The organism is Azonexus hydrophilus DSM 23864, assembly GCF_000429605.1.
GTDB lineage: Bacteria > Pseudomonadota > Gammaproteobacteria > Burkholderiales > Rhodocyclaceae > Azonexus > Azonexus hydrophilus.
The window spans coordinates 122,074-139,020 of sequence record NZ_AUCE01000017.1; the positions used below are offsets into that span (position 1 = coordinate 122,074).

Annotated in this window: 20 protein-coding genes; 4 read left to right on the plus strand and 16 right to left on the minus strand. The window is 59.4% G+C overall.

Going from position 1 to position 16,947, the window contains the following annotated elements:
• Positions 1-55 precede the first annotated feature (55 nt).
• Positions 56-724: a ribose-5-phosphate isomerase RpiA gene (gene rpiA / locus G471_RS0109745; RefSeq protein WP_028995183.1), complete on the plus strand. Its 669-nt coding sequence runs from the start codon at positions 56-58 to the stop codon at positions 722-724.
• A gap of 101 nt (positions 725-825) precedes the next feature.
• Here the strand turns inward: rpiA and G471_RS0109750 are convergent, their stop codons facing one another.
• On the minus strand, positions 826-2,658 hold the full coding sequence (locus G471_RS0109750; protein ID WP_028995184.1) for a GGDEF domain-containing protein: 1,833 nt from the start codon (positions 2,656-2,658) through the stop codon (positions 826-828).
• A 154-nt stretch (positions 2,659-2,812) separates the two neighbouring features.
• On the opposite strand from G471_RS0109750, the gene G471_RS19100 reads away from it, so the two are divergent.
• Entirely contained in the window at positions 2,813-2,980 is a 168-nt protein-coding gene (locus tag G471_RS19100; protein ID WP_157272491.1) for a hypothetical protein, read from the plus strand.
• A 100-nt stretch (positions 2,981-3,080) separates the two neighbouring features.
• A complete protein-coding gene (locus G471_RS19105) occupies positions 3,081-3,230 on the plus strand; it encodes a hypothetical protein (protein ID WP_157272492.1) in 150 nt (49 codons plus the stop codon).
• A gap of 48 nt (positions 3,231-3,278) precedes the next feature.
• On the opposite strand, the gene G471_RS0109765 is transcribed toward G471_RS19105, so the two are convergent.
• From G471_RS0109765 to G471_RS0109810, 11 genes are all read right to left on the minus strand, one after another.
• Positions 3,279-3,551, minus strand: a complete 273-nt coding sequence (locus G471_RS0109765; RefSeq protein ID WP_028995185.1) for an oxidative damage protection protein — start codon at positions 3,549-3,551, stop codon at positions 3,279-3,281.
• 199 nt (positions 3,552-3,750) lie between these two features.
• Complete coding sequence (locus G471_RS18765) at positions 3,751-4,236, minus strand: transposase (RefSeq protein ID WP_081700203.1); 486 nt, start codon at positions 4,234-4,236, stop codon at positions 3,751-3,753.
• Between the two features lie 891 nt (positions 4,237-5,127).
• The gene (locus G471_RS0109770; RefSeq protein ID WP_028995186.1) at positions 5,128-7,920 is read right to left on the minus strand and encodes a DUF927 domain-containing protein; all 2,793 of its coding nucleotides are present in this window, start codon (positions 7,918-7,920) and stop codon (positions 5,128-5,130) included.
• Positions 7,913-8,464: a hypothetical protein gene (locus G471_RS19110; protein WP_157272493.1), complete on the minus strand. Its 552-nt coding sequence runs from the start codon at positions 8,462-8,464 to the stop codon at positions 7,913-7,915. The genes G471_RS0109770 and G471_RS19110 overlap by 8 nt, the downstream gene beginning before the upstream one ends.
• A gap of 12 nt (positions 8,465-8,476) precedes the next feature.
• Positions 8,477-11,365, minus strand: a complete 2,889-nt coding sequence (locus G471_RS0109780) for a tape measure protein (protein ID WP_028995188.1) — start codon at positions 11,363-11,365, stop codon at positions 8,477-8,479.
• Positions 11,366-11,736: 371 nt separating this feature from the next.
• A complete protein-coding gene (locus G471_RS0109790; protein WP_028995190.1) occupies positions 11,737-11,958 on the minus strand; it encodes a hypothetical protein in 222 nt (73 codons plus the stop codon).
• Positions 11,955-12,179, minus strand: coding sequence for a hypothetical protein (locus G471_RS0109795; RefSeq protein WP_028995191.1), 225 nt, complete (start codon positions 12,177-12,179; stop codon positions 11,955-11,957). The genes G471_RS0109790 and G471_RS0109795 overlap by 4 nt, the downstream gene beginning before the upstream one ends.
• Complete coding sequence (locus G471_RS0109800) at positions 12,176-12,403, minus strand: helix-turn-helix transcriptional regulator (protein WP_028995192.1); 228 nt, start codon at positions 12,401-12,403, stop codon at positions 12,176-12,178. The genes G471_RS0109795 and G471_RS0109800 overlap by 4 nt, the downstream gene beginning before the upstream one ends.
• A gap of 155 nt (positions 12,404-12,558) precedes the next feature.
• The gene (locus G471_RS19115) at positions 12,559-13,155 is read right to left on the minus strand and encodes a hypothetical protein (protein WP_169720489.1); all 597 of its coding nucleotides are present in this window, start codon (positions 13,153-13,155) and stop codon (positions 12,559-12,561) included.
• Between the two features lie 32 nt (positions 13,156-13,187).
• Entirely contained in the window at positions 13,188-13,514 is a 327-nt protein-coding gene (locus tag G471_RS17325; protein ID WP_051295420.1) for a helix-turn-helix domain-containing protein, read from the minus strand.
• Entirely contained in the window at positions 13,511-13,837 is a 327-nt protein-coding gene (locus G471_RS0109810) for a type II toxin-antitoxin system RelE/ParE family toxin (RefSeq protein WP_028995193.1), read from the minus strand. The genes G471_RS17325 and G471_RS0109810 overlap by 4 nt, the downstream gene beginning before the upstream one ends.
• A 283-nt stretch (positions 13,838-14,120) precedes the next feature.
• Between G471_RS0109810 and G471_RS0109815 the strand changes: the two genes are divergently transcribed.
• Positions 14,121-14,681 carry a recombinase family protein gene (locus tag G471_RS0109815; protein WP_028995194.1) on the plus strand — a complete coding sequence of 187 codons (561 nt, stop codon included), beginning with the start codon at positions 14,121-14,123 and terminating at the stop codon, positions 14,679-14,681.
• A gap of 206 nt (positions 14,682-14,887) precedes the next feature.
• Here G471_RS0109815 and G471_RS0109820 read toward each other — a convergent pair whose 3' ends face one another.
• The 4 genes from G471_RS0109820 to G471_RS0109835 form a co-directional block, all read right to left on the minus strand.
• A complete protein-coding gene (locus G471_RS0109820; RefSeq protein WP_028995195.1) occupies positions 14,888-15,322 on the minus strand; it encodes a helix-turn-helix domain-containing protein in 435 nt (144 codons plus the stop codon).
• A 2-nt stretch (positions 15,323-15,324) separates the two neighbouring features.
• Positions 15,325-15,648 carry a DUF4258 domain-containing protein gene (locus tag G471_RS0109825; RefSeq protein WP_028995196.1) on the minus strand — a complete coding sequence of 108 codons (324 nt, stop codon included), beginning with the start codon at positions 15,646-15,648 and terminating at the stop codon, positions 15,325-15,327.
• Positions 15,649-15,691: 43 nt separating this feature from the next.
• Complete coding sequence (locus G471_RS19510; protein ID WP_051295421.1) at positions 15,692-16,255, minus strand: JAB domain-containing protein; 564 nt, start codon at positions 16,253-16,255, stop codon at positions 15,692-15,694.
• A 99-nt stretch (positions 16,256-16,354) separates the two neighbouring features.
• Positions 16,355-16,714, minus strand: coding sequence for a hypothetical protein (locus tag G471_RS0109835; protein ID WP_028995197.1), 360 nt, complete (start codon positions 16,712-16,714; stop codon positions 16,355-16,357).
• Positions 16,715-16,947: the final 233 nt, after the last annotated feature.

Sequence of the window (16,947 nt, forward strand, 5' to 3'; positions counted from 1 at the left end):
TTAAAGTTTTTTGACAGGTAAAATGCGCCTCAACTTGAACCACGGAGCACTTTTCATGACCCAGGACGAACTGAAACAGGCGGTTGCCCAGGCGGCGGCTGACTACGTTGCCGAAAAGGCCCCGGCGGGTGCCATCATCGGTGTCGGTACCGGCTCGACGGCCAATTTCTTCATCGACGCGCTGGCCCCGCTTAAAGACCGCTATCGCGGTGCCGTCGCCAGTTCCGAGGCCACCCGCAAGCGCCTCGAAGGTCACGGCATCCCGGTCCTCGACCTCAACGAGGTCGAGCATATTCCGGTCTATGTGGATGGCGCCGACGAGGTCGATGCCGGCCTGAACATGATCAAGGGGGGAGGTGGCGCGCTGACCCGCGAAAAGATCGTCGCTGCGGTGGCCGACATCTTTGTCTGCATCGCCGACGGTTCCAAGCTGGTCGACACCATGGGCAAATTCCCGTTGCCGGTCGAAGTGATCCCCATGGCCCGCGCCCACGTCGCCCGCCAACTGGCCAAACTCGGTGGCAAGCCGGTGCTGCGCGAAGGCTTCGTGACCGACAACGGCAACCTGATCCTCGATGTCCATGGCCTGGCAATTTCCGATCCCAAAGGGCTGGAAGCACAGATCAACCAGATCGTTGGCGTCGTCACCAACGGCCTCTTTGCCGTGCGTCCGGCCAACCTGCTGTTGCTGGGTACGGCCGATGGCGTACGCCGGATCGGCTGAGTCATTTTCCTGTCACATCCTGGGGTTAAAGTTCGTCCAGCAAAAACAGAAACCCCAATTCTCTCCATTCAAGCCCGGCGTCAGTCGGGCTTCTTTTTTGCTCAGTTCAACTGGCGCAGCGGCATTTGCGGTGCCTCCAACCCGCCGCGTCGGCGCTCGACAAATACGCTGCCGCCGATCACCCCTTCACTCTGTTCCTTGACCCGCTTCTTCGCCTGCTTCTTGGCGACCGACGCGGCGGCAGCGACCTCCCGGTGCGAATCGTACTGATGAGGCTGGATACGAACAGCGCCGATCGACAGGGTCGGCAGGGCCTGGAAACCCAGGTCGCCGCGTCGGTTCTCGGCCATGTAGCCGCCCTGGCTGAGTTCTTCCGGACCGACCATGGCCTGCGTCCGCTCGGCAAAGCCGTGCACCAGTTGCCAGCAACGGTTCTCCCAGTCAGCACTCTGGAAGATGACGAAGAAATCATCGCCACCGATGTGGCCAACAAAATCGTTGCGCTCGTCGACGGCATCGCAAATCAGCTGGCCCAGCGTCTGGATCAGGTCGTCGCCACGGCGATAGCCAAAGTTGTCGTTGAACGGCTTGAAGTTGTCGATATCGATGTAGGCAGCGACAAACTCGACGTCGGCGTCGAGCATCCGGTCAATGTGTTCGTTGATCGGCACGTTGCCGGGCAACTGGGTCAGCGGGTTGGCGTAACGGGCGGCGCTGATCTGCATTTCGGTGATCGTCGCCATCAGGTCCTGGCTGTTGCCTATCCCAAGGTAGCCGCCCTCACCGGTCACGATGAAGCCGTCGTAGAGGTAGTGTTTCGGCGCCAGCGCCAGCATCAACGCAAGTTCCTGGATGCTGGCATGCTGATCGACGATCAGCGGCGCATGATCCATGAACAGTTCGCAAGACTTGCTGCCATAGAGCTCGCGGCGGAACGGCCGGGCAAAGCGGTCGATCAGACTGTGCCGGTTGATCATGCCAATCGGCTGCTGACCGTTGACGACCGGCAACACGTAGAGCTCCGGATCGGCCTCGAAACGGGCGATTGCGACGTCGTTGGTGGCCAGGTGCGAGAGTGGCTCAATGGCCCGTAACAGGTTACGTGCCGTCGGCACCTTGCCCTGCCCGCCCTGGGTTGGCGTCAACGCAACACGACGCTGGTCGAGGGCGGTAATCACCGGCAAGCTCAACTGACGCGCCGGCACCGAGACCGGACGCTCGATGAAGTAGCCCTGCCCGCAGGCGATCCCCATGTCGCGGATGCAATTGAAATCTTCCTGGCGCTCGATGCCCTCGGCCACCAGCGAGGCATTGCAGATCCCCGCCAGGTCCTGCATGGCCCGGACAAAATGGTATTTGATCCGGTCGTCGGCAATGCCGTGAACGAAGTGCTTGTCGATCTTGACGAACTCGGGCCGTAAATCGGACCACATGCGCAGGTTGGCAAAACCCTCGCCGAGATCGTCGATGGCAATCTGGAAACCGCGCCCGCGGTAATGCAGCAAGGCCTCCTGGATGCCTGGCAGATCGGTGATCTGCTGGTTCTCGGTCAATTCCAGCACGATGCGGTTGGCGGGCAAACCGAGTTCGCGCAGCAAGGCCTGCGTTTCCCCATTCATCAGTTGCGGCGCCAGCAGGCAACCTGGCGTGACATTGAGGAACAGCCGCCCCCCTAGCGACTGAGCGACAAACGCCCGCATGCTGGTTTCGCGGCAGGCATGTTCCAGTGCCAGCGAGCAGCCGGCGCGCCGCGCCGCTGCAAACATTTTTTCGGGGCGATGCAGGACGCTGCCTTCTGGACCACGGATCAGCGCCTCGTAGCCGTAAATCGCGCGCGCCCGGAAATCGACAATGGGCTGGAATACCGGCACGAGCAGCCCCTCGGCGAGGATGGTGCGCAACTCGGAAACTTCCTGGTCGATAACGGAAAGCATGGCGATGACAGCTCATGGAATACGGGATCGTCAAGTGTATGGCTCGTATATTTCAGCCCGGTTAAACCCATACAGCATGCAAGGATGCTGTGTCACGGCGATGTAACCATCGCCCGGCATGCTTTTCCCACCCGTAACCCGATGATCAAACGACATGCCCAAGCCGAACGACATTGCAAGTTTCCCGGAACTGTTCGACGACATGGAGGAATTCCTCGATGAACAGATCAATCGACTGAAACGCGCTGGCCTGCTGACTGCCTCGGTCGCCCTGCCGGCGGCCCTGGTGCTGTTTTACCTGGCCCAGAAAATGACTGGATGATCGGCACGCCGACACCGGACGACAAACACAAATGTCATCCAGCGCGAATCCAATCGGTATATCATGCCCTTGAATTGCGACGCATCCAAGGGAGCCACCAATGACAACAACAAGCTACAACGAGCAAGCCGATAACATCGGCGCCAATCTGGACAAAACACTGCGCCTCGCCTGGTTCTGGGTGAATGGCGCCATTCTTCCAGGAACCGGGGCTGTGCTTTACATCCTCGGACTGCAGATCAGTCCCTGAAAAAAACAAACCCCGCCGTAGCGGGGTCGGGTTGCACCAATTTCCGGATCAGGGCTTGGGCGGAACATAGCCCTGGATCTGGTCTGCGCCGTCACCGAAGAAATGCTTTTCGATCTGCTCGGCCAGATATTTACGGTGCCGGGCATCGACGAGATTCAGGCGATTCTCGTTGATGATCATCGTCTGCAGTTTGATCCACTGCTGCCAGGCTTCCTTCGAGACGTTCTCGAAAATACGCTTGCCCAGCTCGCCCGGATAGGGCGGCAGGTCCAGCCCTTCAGCCTCGCAGCCGAGCTTGATGCAATTGACCATTCTTGCCATGTTGTTCTCCTTGGGAATGAATGCGGGGATTATAGAGTTTTGAACAGACCCTTCAAACCACCGCCAAAGCCTTACAAACAAAGGGTTTTCAAGATTTAAGAATTTCGTAGCTACTCACGTGGCTACACGGGAAACACCTGCTGTGGGTATTTTGACCCAAAACAACGGCGCCCGCCCCAAAATCCAAGCGGCCAAGTCGCTATTGTGTTCCCCTTCTGAATACAGGCTCCTGAATTCGTCCTGCTCTGGCCTCGATCCCTACATTGCAAAGCGCTTCAGAAATCTCCCGATCAATGTCGAAAGAAACCATGGTGTTTTCGAGTAGATGGCGAAACTGCCTGATCCGGCTTGCAGATGGCGGGCGGGGCTGCCACGGATCAGACCCGATAAAACGGGCGGTAGCATGGCTGTCGAGAATCATGTCCTCAACACCCGCATCCGATAGCGACCAGAACCGCTGAACAACATAGCAGCGAATGAGCATTCCCAGGCTCACGCCTGGCCGCCCCGTCCCCCGTTTGTCGCTAGCGAAGTGGGGGCGAACGATGCCCTCAAGCCGATCAAAAGGGATTGTGCTTGAGAGAAACTCAAGCACCTCGGCGCGCTTTGGTTGCTTGGCTTTCGGCCAGCGCACTCCGCAGAACAGACTTGAACCCGCAGAAAGTGCTTGTTTCCCATGTTTCATAAAGATTGCCTCGCTTGTTGCATATATACAATATCGATAGCCTAGAGCTATGTTGCGACTCTACGCACCCGCATGCTTGAACCACAGAGAGGGACCCAAAGCAGCGCCGCCATCAGGATTGCAACCCTCAACCAAACCGGAACCCCCTATGCAAACGTCAAAAACAGTCCAGAAACGGGACTCTACGCACCCGCATGCTTGAACCACAGGAAGGACCCATAAGCACCACCATGGACAGCCCGGCCTTGATTGTCACTGTCGTTTGACGAGCACCAACCACCAGCCAGGCCAGCGCAAAGCGTACCCCTCCGCGCCCCCTTAGCGCGCGATGCAATACAAGCTCCGCTTTCCCACCCCCATGATTTTTCACTGGGACAAGTGGGACAACTGGGACAAATCGCCGAAAGCCTTGCCAATAGGGCGCCTAGTATTTTCATTCTGCATATTTTCAGTGGGACAGCACTGGGACACGGTGGGACAAATCAGTTTCAGAACGTATCAGGACAGAAAACCGGGCGTGAATGAACAACGTCGGGCATGTCCTGAAGCGTGTTCTGTGTTCATAGCTTTGGGGCACCAGGAAGCCCCGGCCACCTGTCCCACCCGCTACGCTGGTCTGGATCATCAGGCAGCGGCCGGAAGCCTTCACAGCGGCGCAACAGCACGGGGTCAGGCTGATAGCTGCTGCTGGCGACTATCTCACCCTTAGCCGCTGCCAAACACCGCCCGTTCGGTGCACGCCTGCCACACTCCAGGCAGCGCCGCCGGTTGTCACCGTCTTGCGCCCGCTGCTGAATGTCGTCGGCCAAGCAGTCCGTTGCCTGGCGTTGAGGCCCTGGCGCCACGTCCTGCCCAGGTGCTGACTCGCCACCGTGCAGCATGCTGTCCCAGTCAATCGCCGTCATCATCAAACAAGGCCGGCAGGACATGGACCACACGGGCGCGACCTTCAGTTGGTAACGCTTCCTTGACCAGCCATTCCCGGCCGGCCTCGCTGCCCTTGCGGCAATACCCCTTGGCAACCATCAGGCGACCGATAGCGCCATGGTCAAAGCCTTTGCAGATCACCCCGCGCCAAGCCTCATTGAAGATAAAGAATTCCTGAGCGTCGTTACCGTCCGCGTCGATGCAGGCGCGCCGGTAGCCTGCCCGGTCGGGTTTGCCGGGGGCGTGCTTGTCGGTGTCGTTCGCCGGCCGGTCCCAGTCGGTAAAGGCGCTCTCACCCTTGCGGCGCAGGAACTCCCTGACCTGTTGCAGCATTACCCGCTCTTCCTGATTACCCTGGCCGCCGCGCCGTCCAAGCCAGGCGCGAAAGCACGTCACCGCCGCCCGCATCGCTTCGCCCGGTTCCCAGGCCGTTACGCCCCACTTCGTTGCCAGTTCTCCGGCCGCACCGACCAGCGCGAAGCGGGCGGCCACCCGGCGCGCCTGCCCATGTGCAGCAGCATCCAGACAGGCCGCTTCAAACTTCCGCTGCGCCTCCCTTGCCAACTCGGAAATGCTGGCCTGGTTGCTGACCAGTTCGGACACGAAGGCATGAAAGGCGGTCCCGTAGTGCTTGCGTACCGCCCTGTCCAGCGCCTTGGCGAAGTCAGCGCCGTTGGCGTAGCCGTGCAGGTCCTCGAACACACCCAAGCCCGCCCCCGCGTCCGCCGGTATCTCGGCAAGCCGCAGTTCCTGCCCGGCTCTCGGGGTCTTGCCGACCTCGCCCATATGCTCAGCCAGGCCGATTTCCCCGGCCGACAGGAACAACAGCCGCCAGCTTGCCCGGTCACGGGCGCCGCCGGTTCGTGCCGCACGTGCCTTGCCGCTGCCGTTGGCGAGCATATAGGCGACCTCGCCGGCTGCCTTGGGGTCCATCTGCGCCAGTTCATCCAGCAGCAGGGGCGCGTCACAGTGCTGCATGGCCAGGGCTTCAAGCCCGTTGTCAGTCGCCCGCCATCGCTGCATGAAGTCCTGCCCGCCGCACACCGAAGCGGCCACCCGTAGCGCCGTTGTCTTGCCGTCGCTGGAATTCGACCGGAAGTGAAAGCCGCCGCTCTCGTTGCCCGTCAGATACAGCAGCGGCGCCGCGAAGGCCACCGACACGGCAAACAACAACCGGGTATTGCCACTGCACAGGCTGGAAACCTCTTCCCGCCAATATTTCAGGCTGTCCCGCATGGCGAAGGTGGTAGCGCCGCCCTCCGCCTCGAACAGCCAGGCGCCGGCATTCGGCCCGATAGCGCCATCAGGCAGGACGAATGCCGCGCCCTCGGGTCCAGCATCGTGCCAGCCGGTGCGGTTCGTCACGCGGGCGCGATCCTTGGGGGTTGCTGTCTGCAAGTATTCGATCAAGGCCGGTTTGGCGCGCGGCGCGATCCGCAAACCGGCATCCAGCAGCAGCCCGGCCACCTCGGCACCATCGCCACGAAATAGCGCCGCCGGGACAATCACCCGATGCAGCACTTTGTCCGGGTCGAAGAACTCGCACAGCAGGCCCCATCCCGCGTTTTTCGGGTCCCGCACCATCGCAGCCACGTCCAGCCGGCTGCACACCCAGCGCGGCGCGCGGTCGGGTTCATGCAACCACACGCCACGCGCGTCCAGCTCGAAGCGGCGCGCCGCTGCCGGCTCGTTCTGCTTCTTCTGCTCGGCCCGCTCGCCGGCCGGCGCTGCAACCTCGGCCAGTGCCGAAGCATCGGCCAGGACAAGCGCCATGTGGCCGGCCGTCCAGCCGCGTGCCGCCAGGTCGGCAGCGTCGTCACCATCGCCCAAGGGTTCAGCCCCCACCAAGGCCGGCGCGCCGCCTTCCTCGCTGGCTTGCCGTGCGAATGCGCTCAGGTTGAAGCGCTTGACGCTGGCTGCACCGGCCTTGCCCAGCGCGGCGACCACATCGGCAGCGGCTTTGCTGCCGGCGGTGTCGTTGTCCGGCCACACCCAGCAATCACGGCCGGCCAGCGGCGACCAGTCCGCCTTGCTGACAGCTTGCGCCCCGCCCTGCCAGCAGATCACAGGATGTTCAGGCAACAGCAACAGCGCTGCGTCCCGTGCCTTCTCGCCCTCGACAATCACCAAGGCCCCCGGCTTCGCCGCCAGGTCAGGCAAGCCCAGCAGCGGGCGCGGTGCCGGCGGTGCCTTGAACTGCCATTGCAGCCGGCCGTCCGGGAGTCGCCACAGGGTCAGCGGGCTGAACTGTTTGCGCTCGCCCTTGGGTTCATACCGATCATGGAAGAAGCACAGCCGGCCGGCGGCATCGGTATAAGTCCAGCGGCCAGCCGGCCGACCGTGCCGCGAATGGGCAGCCGGCGGGGTGGGCGCGTCGTCGGGAACAGGCATCAGGCAACGCGCTTGCGGGGTAGTACAAACGTCTGCACCCGCCGCCCGTTTTCCTTGCACAGATTCGGCGCGGTTGATCCCATATTCAACCCCCAGGCGTTCCGCTGCCTCAAACTGGCGGCACCCCAGGACATACGCGGCCAGTGCGACTAGATCACCGCCCTTGTCATCAGTAGCAAAGTCCGACCACGCGCCGCTGTCTCGATTGATGGTGAATGAACCGGGCTTCGTGTCCTTGCGCCGGGGATTCAAAGGCAGATACTCCCGGCCCTGATTCTTGCCGCCAGACAGACCAAGAAAGGACATGGCCCCATCAAAATCCGCCAGCGCTGCCGCTGCGACACGCTGAATGAAGTTATCAGTCATCAGCGCCCCCGATACCCGGCGCAGCCGTCCACAATTCGCTATCCAGCAGGCCGGCGAAGATCCCGTCATCGTCGCCAAAGTAGTAGTCACCCCCCGCATGCTGTCCTTCTGGCTCCCGCAGGAATGCCCGCGTGGCCTGCTCGGTCAGATCATGGTTGTCCAGCGCATCGAGGCGCCCAATTAGCACCGGCAAACGCGCCGGGTACAGCAGCGCAATGCTAAGCAGCCTCTCCAGGTAACAAAGGAACTCTCTCTTGATGTCATCGTGCTGCATGGCAGCCAGATAGGAGTGCAGATCATCGTCTCCGCCCAGGCGAACCCTGTAGCCAGGCACAGGCCGTTTCAGTTTCATGAACGACACAGCCAAGGCCCAGCCCAGTCCCGCCGGCGAACAGCGACCTTCTTCATGGTCTTCATGCGCAGGTACGCACATGGATGGGTATGGCAACTGCCCTAAGTGAAAACGGCCTTCCTGCCCGATTGCATGCAGCAGTGCTGTAGGGCCATAGGTATTGGCCAGCCATTGGCGAGGTGAATTTTTCATGTTCAACCTCGCTCAGCTCGAACGAAAAGCTTCTTGCTCAAGCACAGCAAGGAAGCCCTTGAGTGCATCAGCATCACGCCGGGACGCAACGTCCAGCGATGTGCCCTGCCGACCATTGATGCTCAGATCAATGCGGAAAGTGGATTGCTGCAGACGCGGACCGGGTTGAGGGGTATTGGGCACGCCCTGCGATTGAACATCGGCTACCGCCTGGGGCGCCGCCCTTTGCTGAACTTGTTCCTGCGAAATCGGCGTGCTTCGGTAAATCGGCTTTACCCCTGAGCGCTGCGCGGATGGAAGCATGTCAGCCGGCAAAACGACGCTGCCGCCGTCCCGAGAGGCTGCGCTACCAGAAAGCCGGGTCTGCGCTTCTGCTGCACGCTCGGCTTCGTCGGCAACCTGCCCAAGGGAATTAGCCAGCCCGCTGTGCTGTTTGGCTGCCTTGGTGCTGGCCTCGCCCGCCTCTGCCACTTTCAGCTTGACCCCAGCCATAGCCGCTTCAACCCTTAGCGAATCGGCCACAACACCCGCATTGGCGTCAATCGCCCGCTCCGCATACTTGGAGAACGCTTCCTGAATCTCCCTGGCGCTGGCAATCCCCGATGTTTTGATTTTTTCATAAGCCACCTTGGCACTGTCAGCTTGCCGCTTCAGTTCGGCATCAGAAACAATCCCAAGCGACCTGAAGGCTTCTTCAACGGATTGGATACCGGGAACAATCCCCTCGATCCGCTGGCGGGCGCTCTCCGCTGCGTCAGCCAGGCGCCCCATTGCGTCACCGCCGATCCTTCCTGCTTTTTCCAGCGTGGCGAGCTTTTCAGACAAGGCGCCAATGTCGCTGATGCTTTTGGCTGTCTCAAGCGCTTTCTGGAATGCCGCCTCAAGCGCACCAGAAATGTTCTCTGTGCTGTAAATCGCCCCATCCATCGCCACAGCAAGGTTTTCAATATCAGCGATCGCGCTCAAGGTCTCGGCGCTAAGGCGGTCCATTGTTGCCGAAGCATTTACGCCAAGGCGGTCCAAGCTTGCCATGACAATTTGGTCATTGACCTGTGCAAACTGGCCGGCCGATATCTCCCCCTTTTGATAGGCTTCCTGCAATTCCTTGGCAAGGTTGCCGATATCGGCGGCGGACATTTTGCCCAGCTCCTCATTCGTGACAGCAAGCTTGGCAGCAACAGCGGAAGCGGCGCCGGATAGCCTGCCCATGGCGGCGGTCTGTGCATCACTCGCCACCGTGCCGCTTTCCATGGCCTGCCGGTTCCGCTCCGCTTCGGCGAACAGCTCGGCGTAGGCATTATCGATTTCCACAAGACGCACCTGAAGCCTGCCGTATGCTTCATCAATAGTGTCTTCGGTGAATGGGGCCTTGATCATTTCCCAAGCGGTCTGCGCCCGTGCTGCAGTCTTTGTCAGGCCCGCAGCGAGGGAAATGCCAAGCTGTTCAACGATCAGAAACTCATCTTTCAAGTGAGCCCCTATCTCCCAGCCGATCCACCCCGCCGCCGCCAAGCGGCCAGCGGTTGCAAGAAGCCCGGCCTGCTTTACCGCCGCTGCAGTTGATACGGTCAGGGCGTCCGTTTGAGTTCTCGCAATGATCAGGCTGGCAATGTAGGCCTGAACCGCGTTCAGTGCTCGCACAGCGAAAACAGCGACCATCACCTGACCGGCAACCGTTGCCGCTCTGACAACGCTATCCAGGTTCTCGCTCAACAAGTTTATTTTGTCGACAATGGCCGTAGTAGCCCCGTTGGCGCGATTTGCCTCGCCGATATAGGCGCCCCACACCGTATTGAGGCGAACGAGCGCATCGGCAACCGTTGTGGGCATGCTGTCGGCAACGGCTTTGTTGGCAGCAAGCGTCTGCCGCAGTCCTTCGTTCAGATCGCGAACAGCCAGCTTGCCGGTCACACCCAGCTTGCGCACTTCGTCAGTAGTTTTGCCGGTAGCGGCAGCCACTGCATCAACGATGCTCGGTGTTGCAGCCATGATGCTTTGCCAGGCATCAACCTCAAGCTTTCCGGACTGGATGCTCTTGGTGTAGGCGTTGATAGCGCTGCTGGCTTTGTCGGCGCTGGCAGCATCTGAAACCAGCAGATAACTGAAGGAGTCACCGATATCCAATGCCTGCTCAGTGGTGTAGTTCAGCCCCCGGAGCGCATCGGCGGTGCGGATGTACATTTCCTGAGCTTCCGCCAATGGCCGATATGTTGCGGCAGCGCTGGCAAGAAGGCGTTGCTGCACATACTCATATTCTTCCTGGCCGGCTGTCGCTTTCTCGATCCGGCTGGCCATCTGGCCATATGCATCGGCTACCGCAATGGCGTCCTGTGCGTAGTTCTTCAACTGGCCCGCAGCAAACACCCCAGCCATAGCGCCGGCAAGACCCTTGGCACTGTTCTTCAGCAGATCGACATTGCCGGCGGCTGCAGCGGCTTCCTTGTGGGCATCGCGTAGCGCCTGCTTTAGGTGCTTCTGGCTGGTCTCCAGCTTCTTGGTTTCCCACATCGCCGCCCGATACTCTTTGCTGATGAGCTTGACGTTCCCCTTGGCAACAACCATTTCCGTTGCCAGTTCATCAAGGCGTTTTTTGGCCGTGTCAGCCTGCCTGGCAAACAACTCCTGTCCAGCGCCAGCTTCCTTTGCCCTTTCCGCCAGGTGCGCATAGCTGTTTCGGGCTGACATGATGGAGAGGCGCAGATCATCTTGCACTTGCCGCGCCCGTTCTAGGCGTTCAGCAGCATCAGCCTGGCGCTTGCCGGATTCGTCGGCAGCCTCAGCAAGCTCCCGCATTTCATTTTCTAGCGCCCCTACGCCCCCTTCGAGTGCGTTGATATCCGCCAGCCCATCCACTCTGGATGAGATTCGAAGTTGTACTTCGTCGCCGTACAAAATAGCCATTGCAACCTCACTAAATCGAATGTTTGTTGGTGGGCAGAACGCCGGTAGCAGTGCTTACCTGGCGTTGCCAAATAAGCAGCCTCATGCCAGCCACTTGCCGCCGCAGATCGTTTCGCCGGTAACGGGGTCAAGGACGTAACGCCGCCAGCCAAAATTCAGCCGAAACCGCACTCCCCGAAAAATGAACGTTCGGCGCCCCGGTCGGACCCGATCAGCGGCGATAGCCAAGTCAAACAACTCTGGCGCGTCTGTCCGCTGGTAGTACGACGCCCCAGCCATCTTCCGGCGCTGTTCTCTCAGGGTTGCGAGTAGCAAGGCCCGCTGGCGCCGCTTTGTGGCCTTCTGGCTTGGAGGCTGCTGATTACGCCTGTTCATTCGCGCTCCCGTTCCCCGTGCAGGTCGGCAGTGCGATTCTTTGCAGCAAAATGCTGGTTGATTTCGGCAACACATGCCGCAAACGCCGGCCCGACGTTCGAGAAACAGGCATCGCCCCCACTCGCTGCGATTACCTCGCCCTGCTTGCGAGCGACGTAATCCCAGCCCATGCCGGGCGCCGGCAGGGTCAGGCGGATTTCGACGGCGGGCGGCTTCATGAATTGTTCTCGCTCGCCATGATGGCTTTGGCGATCATCTCGCAACCGTCAACAAACCGCTCGGCGTGATAGCAGATAGCTGTTGCCACAACCGTTGCCGCTATTACTTCAACCCCCTCGGGATCGTCGCTGCGTAGCAACGCTTGCTCCACCATAAACGCAGCCGAGTTGATAGCGCTGGCTTCAATATCGGTGAGGTCATGTCCTGTCTCGGTGCTCATGCGGCACCACCTTTCGCCGCCGCGATGCGGTCAGCAATCCATCTGTCAACATCAATGGAGTTCACGGCGGAAGCACGCACTCCGACCTTGATGATTTTCAGCCTACCCGCCTTGGCCTCGCGGTATAGCTGGCATGTCGATATCGACATGCGCCTGGCCGCATGGGGGATTTTTTCAAGGGCTACCACCGTTGCGGCGGTAGGTACTGTCTTACTGTCTGTCATGGCTAGCGCTCCTAGTCGGATTCCGGTTGATTCCGGAAACGTCCAGAACGGTCTGGACGGCGCAAGTATTGTTTTGGCTGCTATCGCAAAAAAAGGACAGAAAATTAGCCGATATTTATTTCTCCACCCCAAACTAGCCTGTAGCTTGAGTTTGTCTAAACTGGCGGCCTGGCTTTGGCATCAACTAACAGACGCCCATAGGCGGCTTCACGCTCCCCCCAAAAACACCACCAAGCCTGAGCATCTATTGTGAAGCTCCCAGAAGAAATAGCGGCGCTGTGATCCTCTAGCCCGATCCAGAGCCAACGCGGTTTGTTCTCGATAGAACGTTCGAAGACCACAAGATGCGCAGTGATTGGGGGCGTTAATGATTTTGTACGTCTAATCCAATCGTTTGCCATCTTGTATTCGTTATCGCCTGATTGAATTGCACGCCGCCACACCTCTTCTCGAAAATGTAAAACACGCTGAGTCTTTGTCCAATCCGGGTAATGCATTTCCGACATCTGGTCATGCGCCAAGGTTGCAACATACTCAGGCATCTTTTTGCATCCCTTTGGGCGCCCCCGGCGACGCGAAGGCACGAACCGACAATTAGCAGGGGGAACAAGCTGGCCTGAAACCTTCACGGGATCGGCGAACTCAGTAAACCAAAATCCTTGCGCGTCAATTCCCCCGTCCTGTCGAAAGGCGCCTAACAGATCAAGCTGACCGGCATGACCAAGTGTTATAGAGAAGGGAAATGACTTCATTGGGTTTTCTGTTTGGATTCCGATGCCGCTTATCAAGCCGCCACGACTTCGCCGGCCGCCCCCTTGCGACGAACCGGGCGCCTTGGCTGCCGGATGGTCACATGTGGCGACAGGCCGGCAGATGCCGCCATGTCAATCAGCGCATCGGTCGAAAAAAGGTTGATCCGCCCCCGCATCAGATCAGAAACACGCGGCTGGGTTACGCCAAACAGCGCGGCAGCGGCTGTCTGGGTCAATCCTTTCTGCTTTACCCAGGCCTGCAGGGCGCGCATCAACTCGCTACGCGCTTTCATGCTGGCAGCTTCCTGAGGGGTGTCTTCCAAGGCATCCCACACGCTGGCAAATCGGTTCTCACTCATCGTTGCATCTCCATCAGTTCCTTGTACCGTTTGCGGGCTAGGCTTACATCCCGCTCGCTGGTCTGCTCAGTCTTTTTCTGGAAGCAATGCAGGACATAAACTGCGTCCGCCAACTTGGCCACATAGATAACGCGAAAGGTGCCAGACTCATCCCAGATGCGAATCTCACGAACGCCGGGGCCAATGGCTTTCATTGGTTTCCAGTCATCCGGCGTCTGTCCATGCTGAACCTTGTCTATCTGGTAGCCAGCCTCACGCCTCGCCCCCAAGGGAAAGGCCCGAAGTGCATCCAGAGCATCGCCGCAGAAATCGACCTGTTTCATGCCATGAATTATACATTATTTTATATACCACCAAGCCTGATACCGGGCGGTGCTGGGTATGCTCGGCCCGAGACCATCAACCCAGCCGACCAGCGCTGTGCAAGGTGGTAGGAGCGTACATTCTTCCAATCATGCCGCCGTCCATGTCGATTTAGGGTACAGCCTAACTACACACCGCCTCTACCTCGAAAATGTGTCTATCTAGGATCCGTGTTTTTATTTATTGACACAATCCGCTTTGGTTTATAGAATTCAACCAGACATATTCAACAGGGGGCGCATCATGGCAAACGGTCAGCAAGTCGCATACATTCGAGTATCTAGCATCGGGCAGAACACGGCCCGCCAGCTTGACGGCGTGAACATCGATCGCGCGTTCGAGGACAAAGTAAGCGGGAAGGATACGAACCGACCGGCGCTGCAAGATTGCCTTGCATACCTTCGCGAAGGCGACACGCTGCACGTGCATTCTATGGACCGCCTGGCCCGCAACCTGGACGACTTGCGGCGCGTGGTCAAGGAACTGACCGGCAGGGGGGTAGCCGTGAAGTTTCATAAGGAGGGACTGACCTTTACCGGGGAAGATTCCCCCATGGCCACACTGCTGCTTTCCATGCTGGGCGCGGTTGCCGAGTTCGAGCGGTCACTAATCGCCGAACGACGCCAGGAGGGTATTGCTCTCGCCAAGGCAAAGGGCGACGTTTACAAGGGGCGCAAGCCTTCGTTGTCAGATGAGAAGGCGGCCGAACTCAAACGACGTGCAGGCGAAGGCGAAAACAAGGCCGCACTTGCCCGCGAATTCGGAATCAGCCGGGCAACCTTGTATAGCTACATTAGCGGCTAACCTAGGCGGCTATCCTCTCAATCCGCCTGTACTCTGCAGCCTTCGTCTGCTAGCGCCATTTTGTACAAACGTCTGCACTTCCCGCGTTTCCTCAATACCACTCAATCCGCAACAAGCGCGCGCTCAGCTTGAAGACTGCTCAGCAATCCTGAAACGCCGAACACGCTAAGTGCATCGGCTTGCGGTTCTGGTTCCGTTGCCGCATGTCAGGCTGCCAGGCGCCAGCCATCCGGCGTTTCCTCGAACGTCAGCCGGCCTTCTTCCTGGCGGTCTGCATCGGCCAGCCGTTCAATGATTTCCGTGATAGAGGGATTGCCAGCCGTCTTTTCCAGGTAAATGGCACGAATGAAGCGGTCCGCAATCCTCGGCACCCGCCCCCGCTTCTCCCACAGGGCAACGCTTTGGGCATCGTAACCCCACCACTGAGCTAGACGGGACTGCGAAAGACCCAGCTCCTTCCGCAGAAAGCGGAACTCCGCCCCGGTCAGGATTGGTTTTTCGGTTGCCAGTTTCTGGCCGATCAGGCGGTGCAATCCCTCGGCGTCCTCAATCGAGACGCCGGCCCCATAGGGCGTTTCGTGTTCCTGGTAGCCATTGGCCAGCCACACGTTACGCAAGCCGCTTTCCTGATAGTGGTACATCCTCAATCACTCCCAAACAGCGTGATAACCAGCACCCGCTTTCCGGGTTCCTTCTGCATTTCAATCGCCCCGGCCACCGTCACCGACTGGCCGCATGTCAGCGCCTTGACCGTTACCTTCCAGTTGCCATGAATATCCAGCGCCGCCGGCTCTGTCAGCCTGCCCTTTCGCAGAACTTCCAGCACCTGAGGCAAAGTCACCTGCCTTTGCTTCATGCGCTGCCGTGCATGCGGCAACAGCACGACGCGCGCGGAATCAGCGGCGACCTCTCGCAATAGCTTCAGGGCGTTGGCGTCGTTCAGCCGGTAGGGTGTTGGCCTATTCATTACCTATGATTTTTATAGGTTGCTTGATGAAAAGCAAGCACTTTCAGAGCAAACCACGCGAGGCAAACGACAATGGCTCAGCCGTACCGGCAACGATGAAGTGATCCAAGACCCTCACATCAACCAGCGCCAGGGCGCGCGTGATGCTGCCTGTAAGCAATTCGTCAGCGCGGGACGGCTCCGGGATGCCAGACGGGTGATTGTGGGCCAGGATGCACGCTGCCGCGTTGTGTCGCAATGCCGCCTTGACGATTTCGCGGGGATAGACGGATGCCTGTGTCAGCGTCCCGGAAAACATGGCCTCAGCAACAATCAGGCGGTGCTGCGCATCCAGCCAAAGAACGTGAAACTCTTCATGCTCCAGGGCAGCCAATCGCAACTTGAGATATAGGCCGGCAGCGCCGGGGTTGTTCATGGGTTCGGTTCGATACACCGCGCTTTCTTCGAGCGCCCTGATTGCCCGCTCAACAGCACGCCGCGCGCCCGGCTCCAGGCGCTCGATGCAGGACGGCGGCGCAACCTCCTGCGCCCGGATTTTTGGGGGGCGACCCCGACGCTTGGCAGCAGGGGGCGCACTCGCTGGGGTAGTATTCTGGACAGCCATCATTCACTTCCTTTCAGTGATTTGTGGTCAGGACCACCGGGACGCTGCAACGGCCAGGTGGTCCGCTTCAATTGCTTGAAACCTACGCGAGAAAATACCCTGTCACGCAGCGCCACGAGCTGCAAGACGCAAATGGGCGAATTGTTCGGGTTCGTGCTTCCACGCTTGATACATGGGACTGAGCAACCAATCATCAGCCCCTTCCCTTTCGGCAATGCCGCCGATTTTTTCTTGTGCCAGGTCAGACAAATAACCAACAACCCCCGTCAATGTCTCGCACGCCCGAATATTTGCGGCGCGCCTCCTATCGTCAATCTCTTCATCGCCAGGGGTTGCGTCAATCAATAGCTGCTGCATCGATCCCGCGATGCTGGATATCTCCATCAGAATGAAATGCGCCTGCTTAACAAGCGGTTCATTGATTACAGTTGCCGGGACGCTTTTTTCATCTTTCTTGGTCATTGTTCTTTCCTTTCAATTGGTCATAGCCGGGATCGCTGGGACGCTGCAACGCCCCGGCGGTCCGCCTCGATTACCTGAAGCCGTCAGGCGACGGTGATGCACTTCAACTGCTTGCGCGCCAGCTTGAACGCCTTGGCCTAGTCCGGCGCCTCTTCCTGATGCGTGCAATTCGCCAGGTAGCGCCCTTCACCAGCCCGCCAGACGCTACCAACCGTCCGACCATTCAACAGCAC

Excerpts from the sequence above, each read along its gene's own strand:
- G471_RS0109765 (WP_028995185.1), bottom strand. The coding sequence starts at position 3,551 with ATGGCAAGAATGGTCAATTGCATCAAGCTCGGCTGCGAGGCTGAAGGG.
- G471_RS0109825 (WP_028995196.1), bottom strand. The coding sequence starts at position 15,648 with ATGAATAGGCCAACACCCTACCGGCTGAACGACGCCAACGCCCTGAAG.
- G471_RS0109770 (WP_028995186.1), bottom strand. The coding sequence starts at position 7,920 with ATGACTGATAACTTCATTCAGCGTGTCGCAGCGGCAGCGCTGGCGGAT.
- G471_RS19510 (WP_051295421.1), bottom strand. The coding sequence starts at position 16,255 with ATGATGGCTGTCCAGAATACTACCCCAGCGAGTGCGCCCCCTGCTGCC.
- G471_RS0109815 (WP_028995194.1), top strand. The coding sequence starts at position 14,121 with ATGGCAAACGGTCAGCAAGTCGCATACATTCGAGTATCTAGCATCGGG.
- G471_RS0109790 (WP_028995190.1), bottom strand. The coding sequence starts at position 11,958 with ATGAAGCCGCCCGCCGTCGAAATCCGCCTGACCCTGCCGGCGCCCGGC.
- G471_RS0109795 (WP_028995191.1), bottom strand. The coding sequence starts at position 12,179 with ATGAGCACCGAGACAGGACATGACCTCACCGATATTGAAGCCAGCGCT.
- G471_RS0109820 (WP_028995195.1), bottom strand. The coding sequence starts at position 15,322 with ATGTACCACTATCAGGAAAGCGGCTTGCGTAACGTGTGGCTGGCCAAT.
- G471_RS19100 (WP_157272491.1), top strand. The coding sequence starts at position 2,813 with ATGCCCAAGCCGAACGACATTGCAAGTTTCCCGGAACTGTTCGACGAC.
- G471_RS0109800 (WP_028995192.1), bottom strand. The coding sequence starts at position 12,403 with ATGACAGACAGTAAGACAGTACCTACCGCCGCAACGGTGGTAGCCCTT.
- G471_RS0109810 (WP_028995193.1), bottom strand. The coding sequence starts at position 13,837 with ATGAAACAGGTCGATTTCTGCGGCGATGCTCTGGATGCACTTCGGGCC.
- G471_RS0109750 (WP_028995184.1), bottom strand. The coding sequence starts at position 2,658 with ATGCTTTCCGTTATCGACCAGGAAGTTTCCGAGTTGCGCACCATCCTC.
- G471_RS18765 (WP_081700203.1), bottom strand. The coding sequence starts at position 4,236 with ATGAAACATGGGAAACAAGCACTTTCTGCGGGTTCAAGTCTGTTCTGC.
- G471_RS0109835 (WP_028995197.1), bottom strand. The coding sequence starts at position 16,714 with ATGACCAAGAAAGATGAAAAAAGCGTCCCGGCAACTGTAATCAATGAA.
- G471_RS19115 (WP_169720489.1), bottom strand. The coding sequence starts at position 13,155 with ATGAAGTCATTTCCCTTCTCTATAACACTTGGTCATGCCGGTCAGCTT.
- G471_RS19110 (WP_157272493.1), bottom strand. The coding sequence starts at position 8,464 with ATGAAAAATTCACCTCGCCAATGGCTGGCCAATACCTATGGCCCTACA.
- rpiA (WP_028995183.1), top strand. The coding sequence starts at position 56 with ATGACCCAGGACGAACTGAAACAGGCGGTTGCCCAGGCGGCGGCTGAC.
- G471_RS0109780 (WP_028995188.1), bottom strand. The coding sequence starts at position 11,365 with ATGGCTATTTTGTACGGCGACGAAGTACAACTTCGAATCTCATCCAGA.
- G471_RS19105 (WP_157272492.1), top strand. The coding sequence starts at position 3,081 with ATGACAACAACAAGCTACAACGAGCAAGCCGATAACATCGGCGCCAAT.
- G471_RS17325 (WP_051295420.1), bottom strand. The coding sequence starts at position 13,514 with ATGAGTGAGAACCGATTTGCCAGCGTGTGGGATGCCTTGGAAGACACC.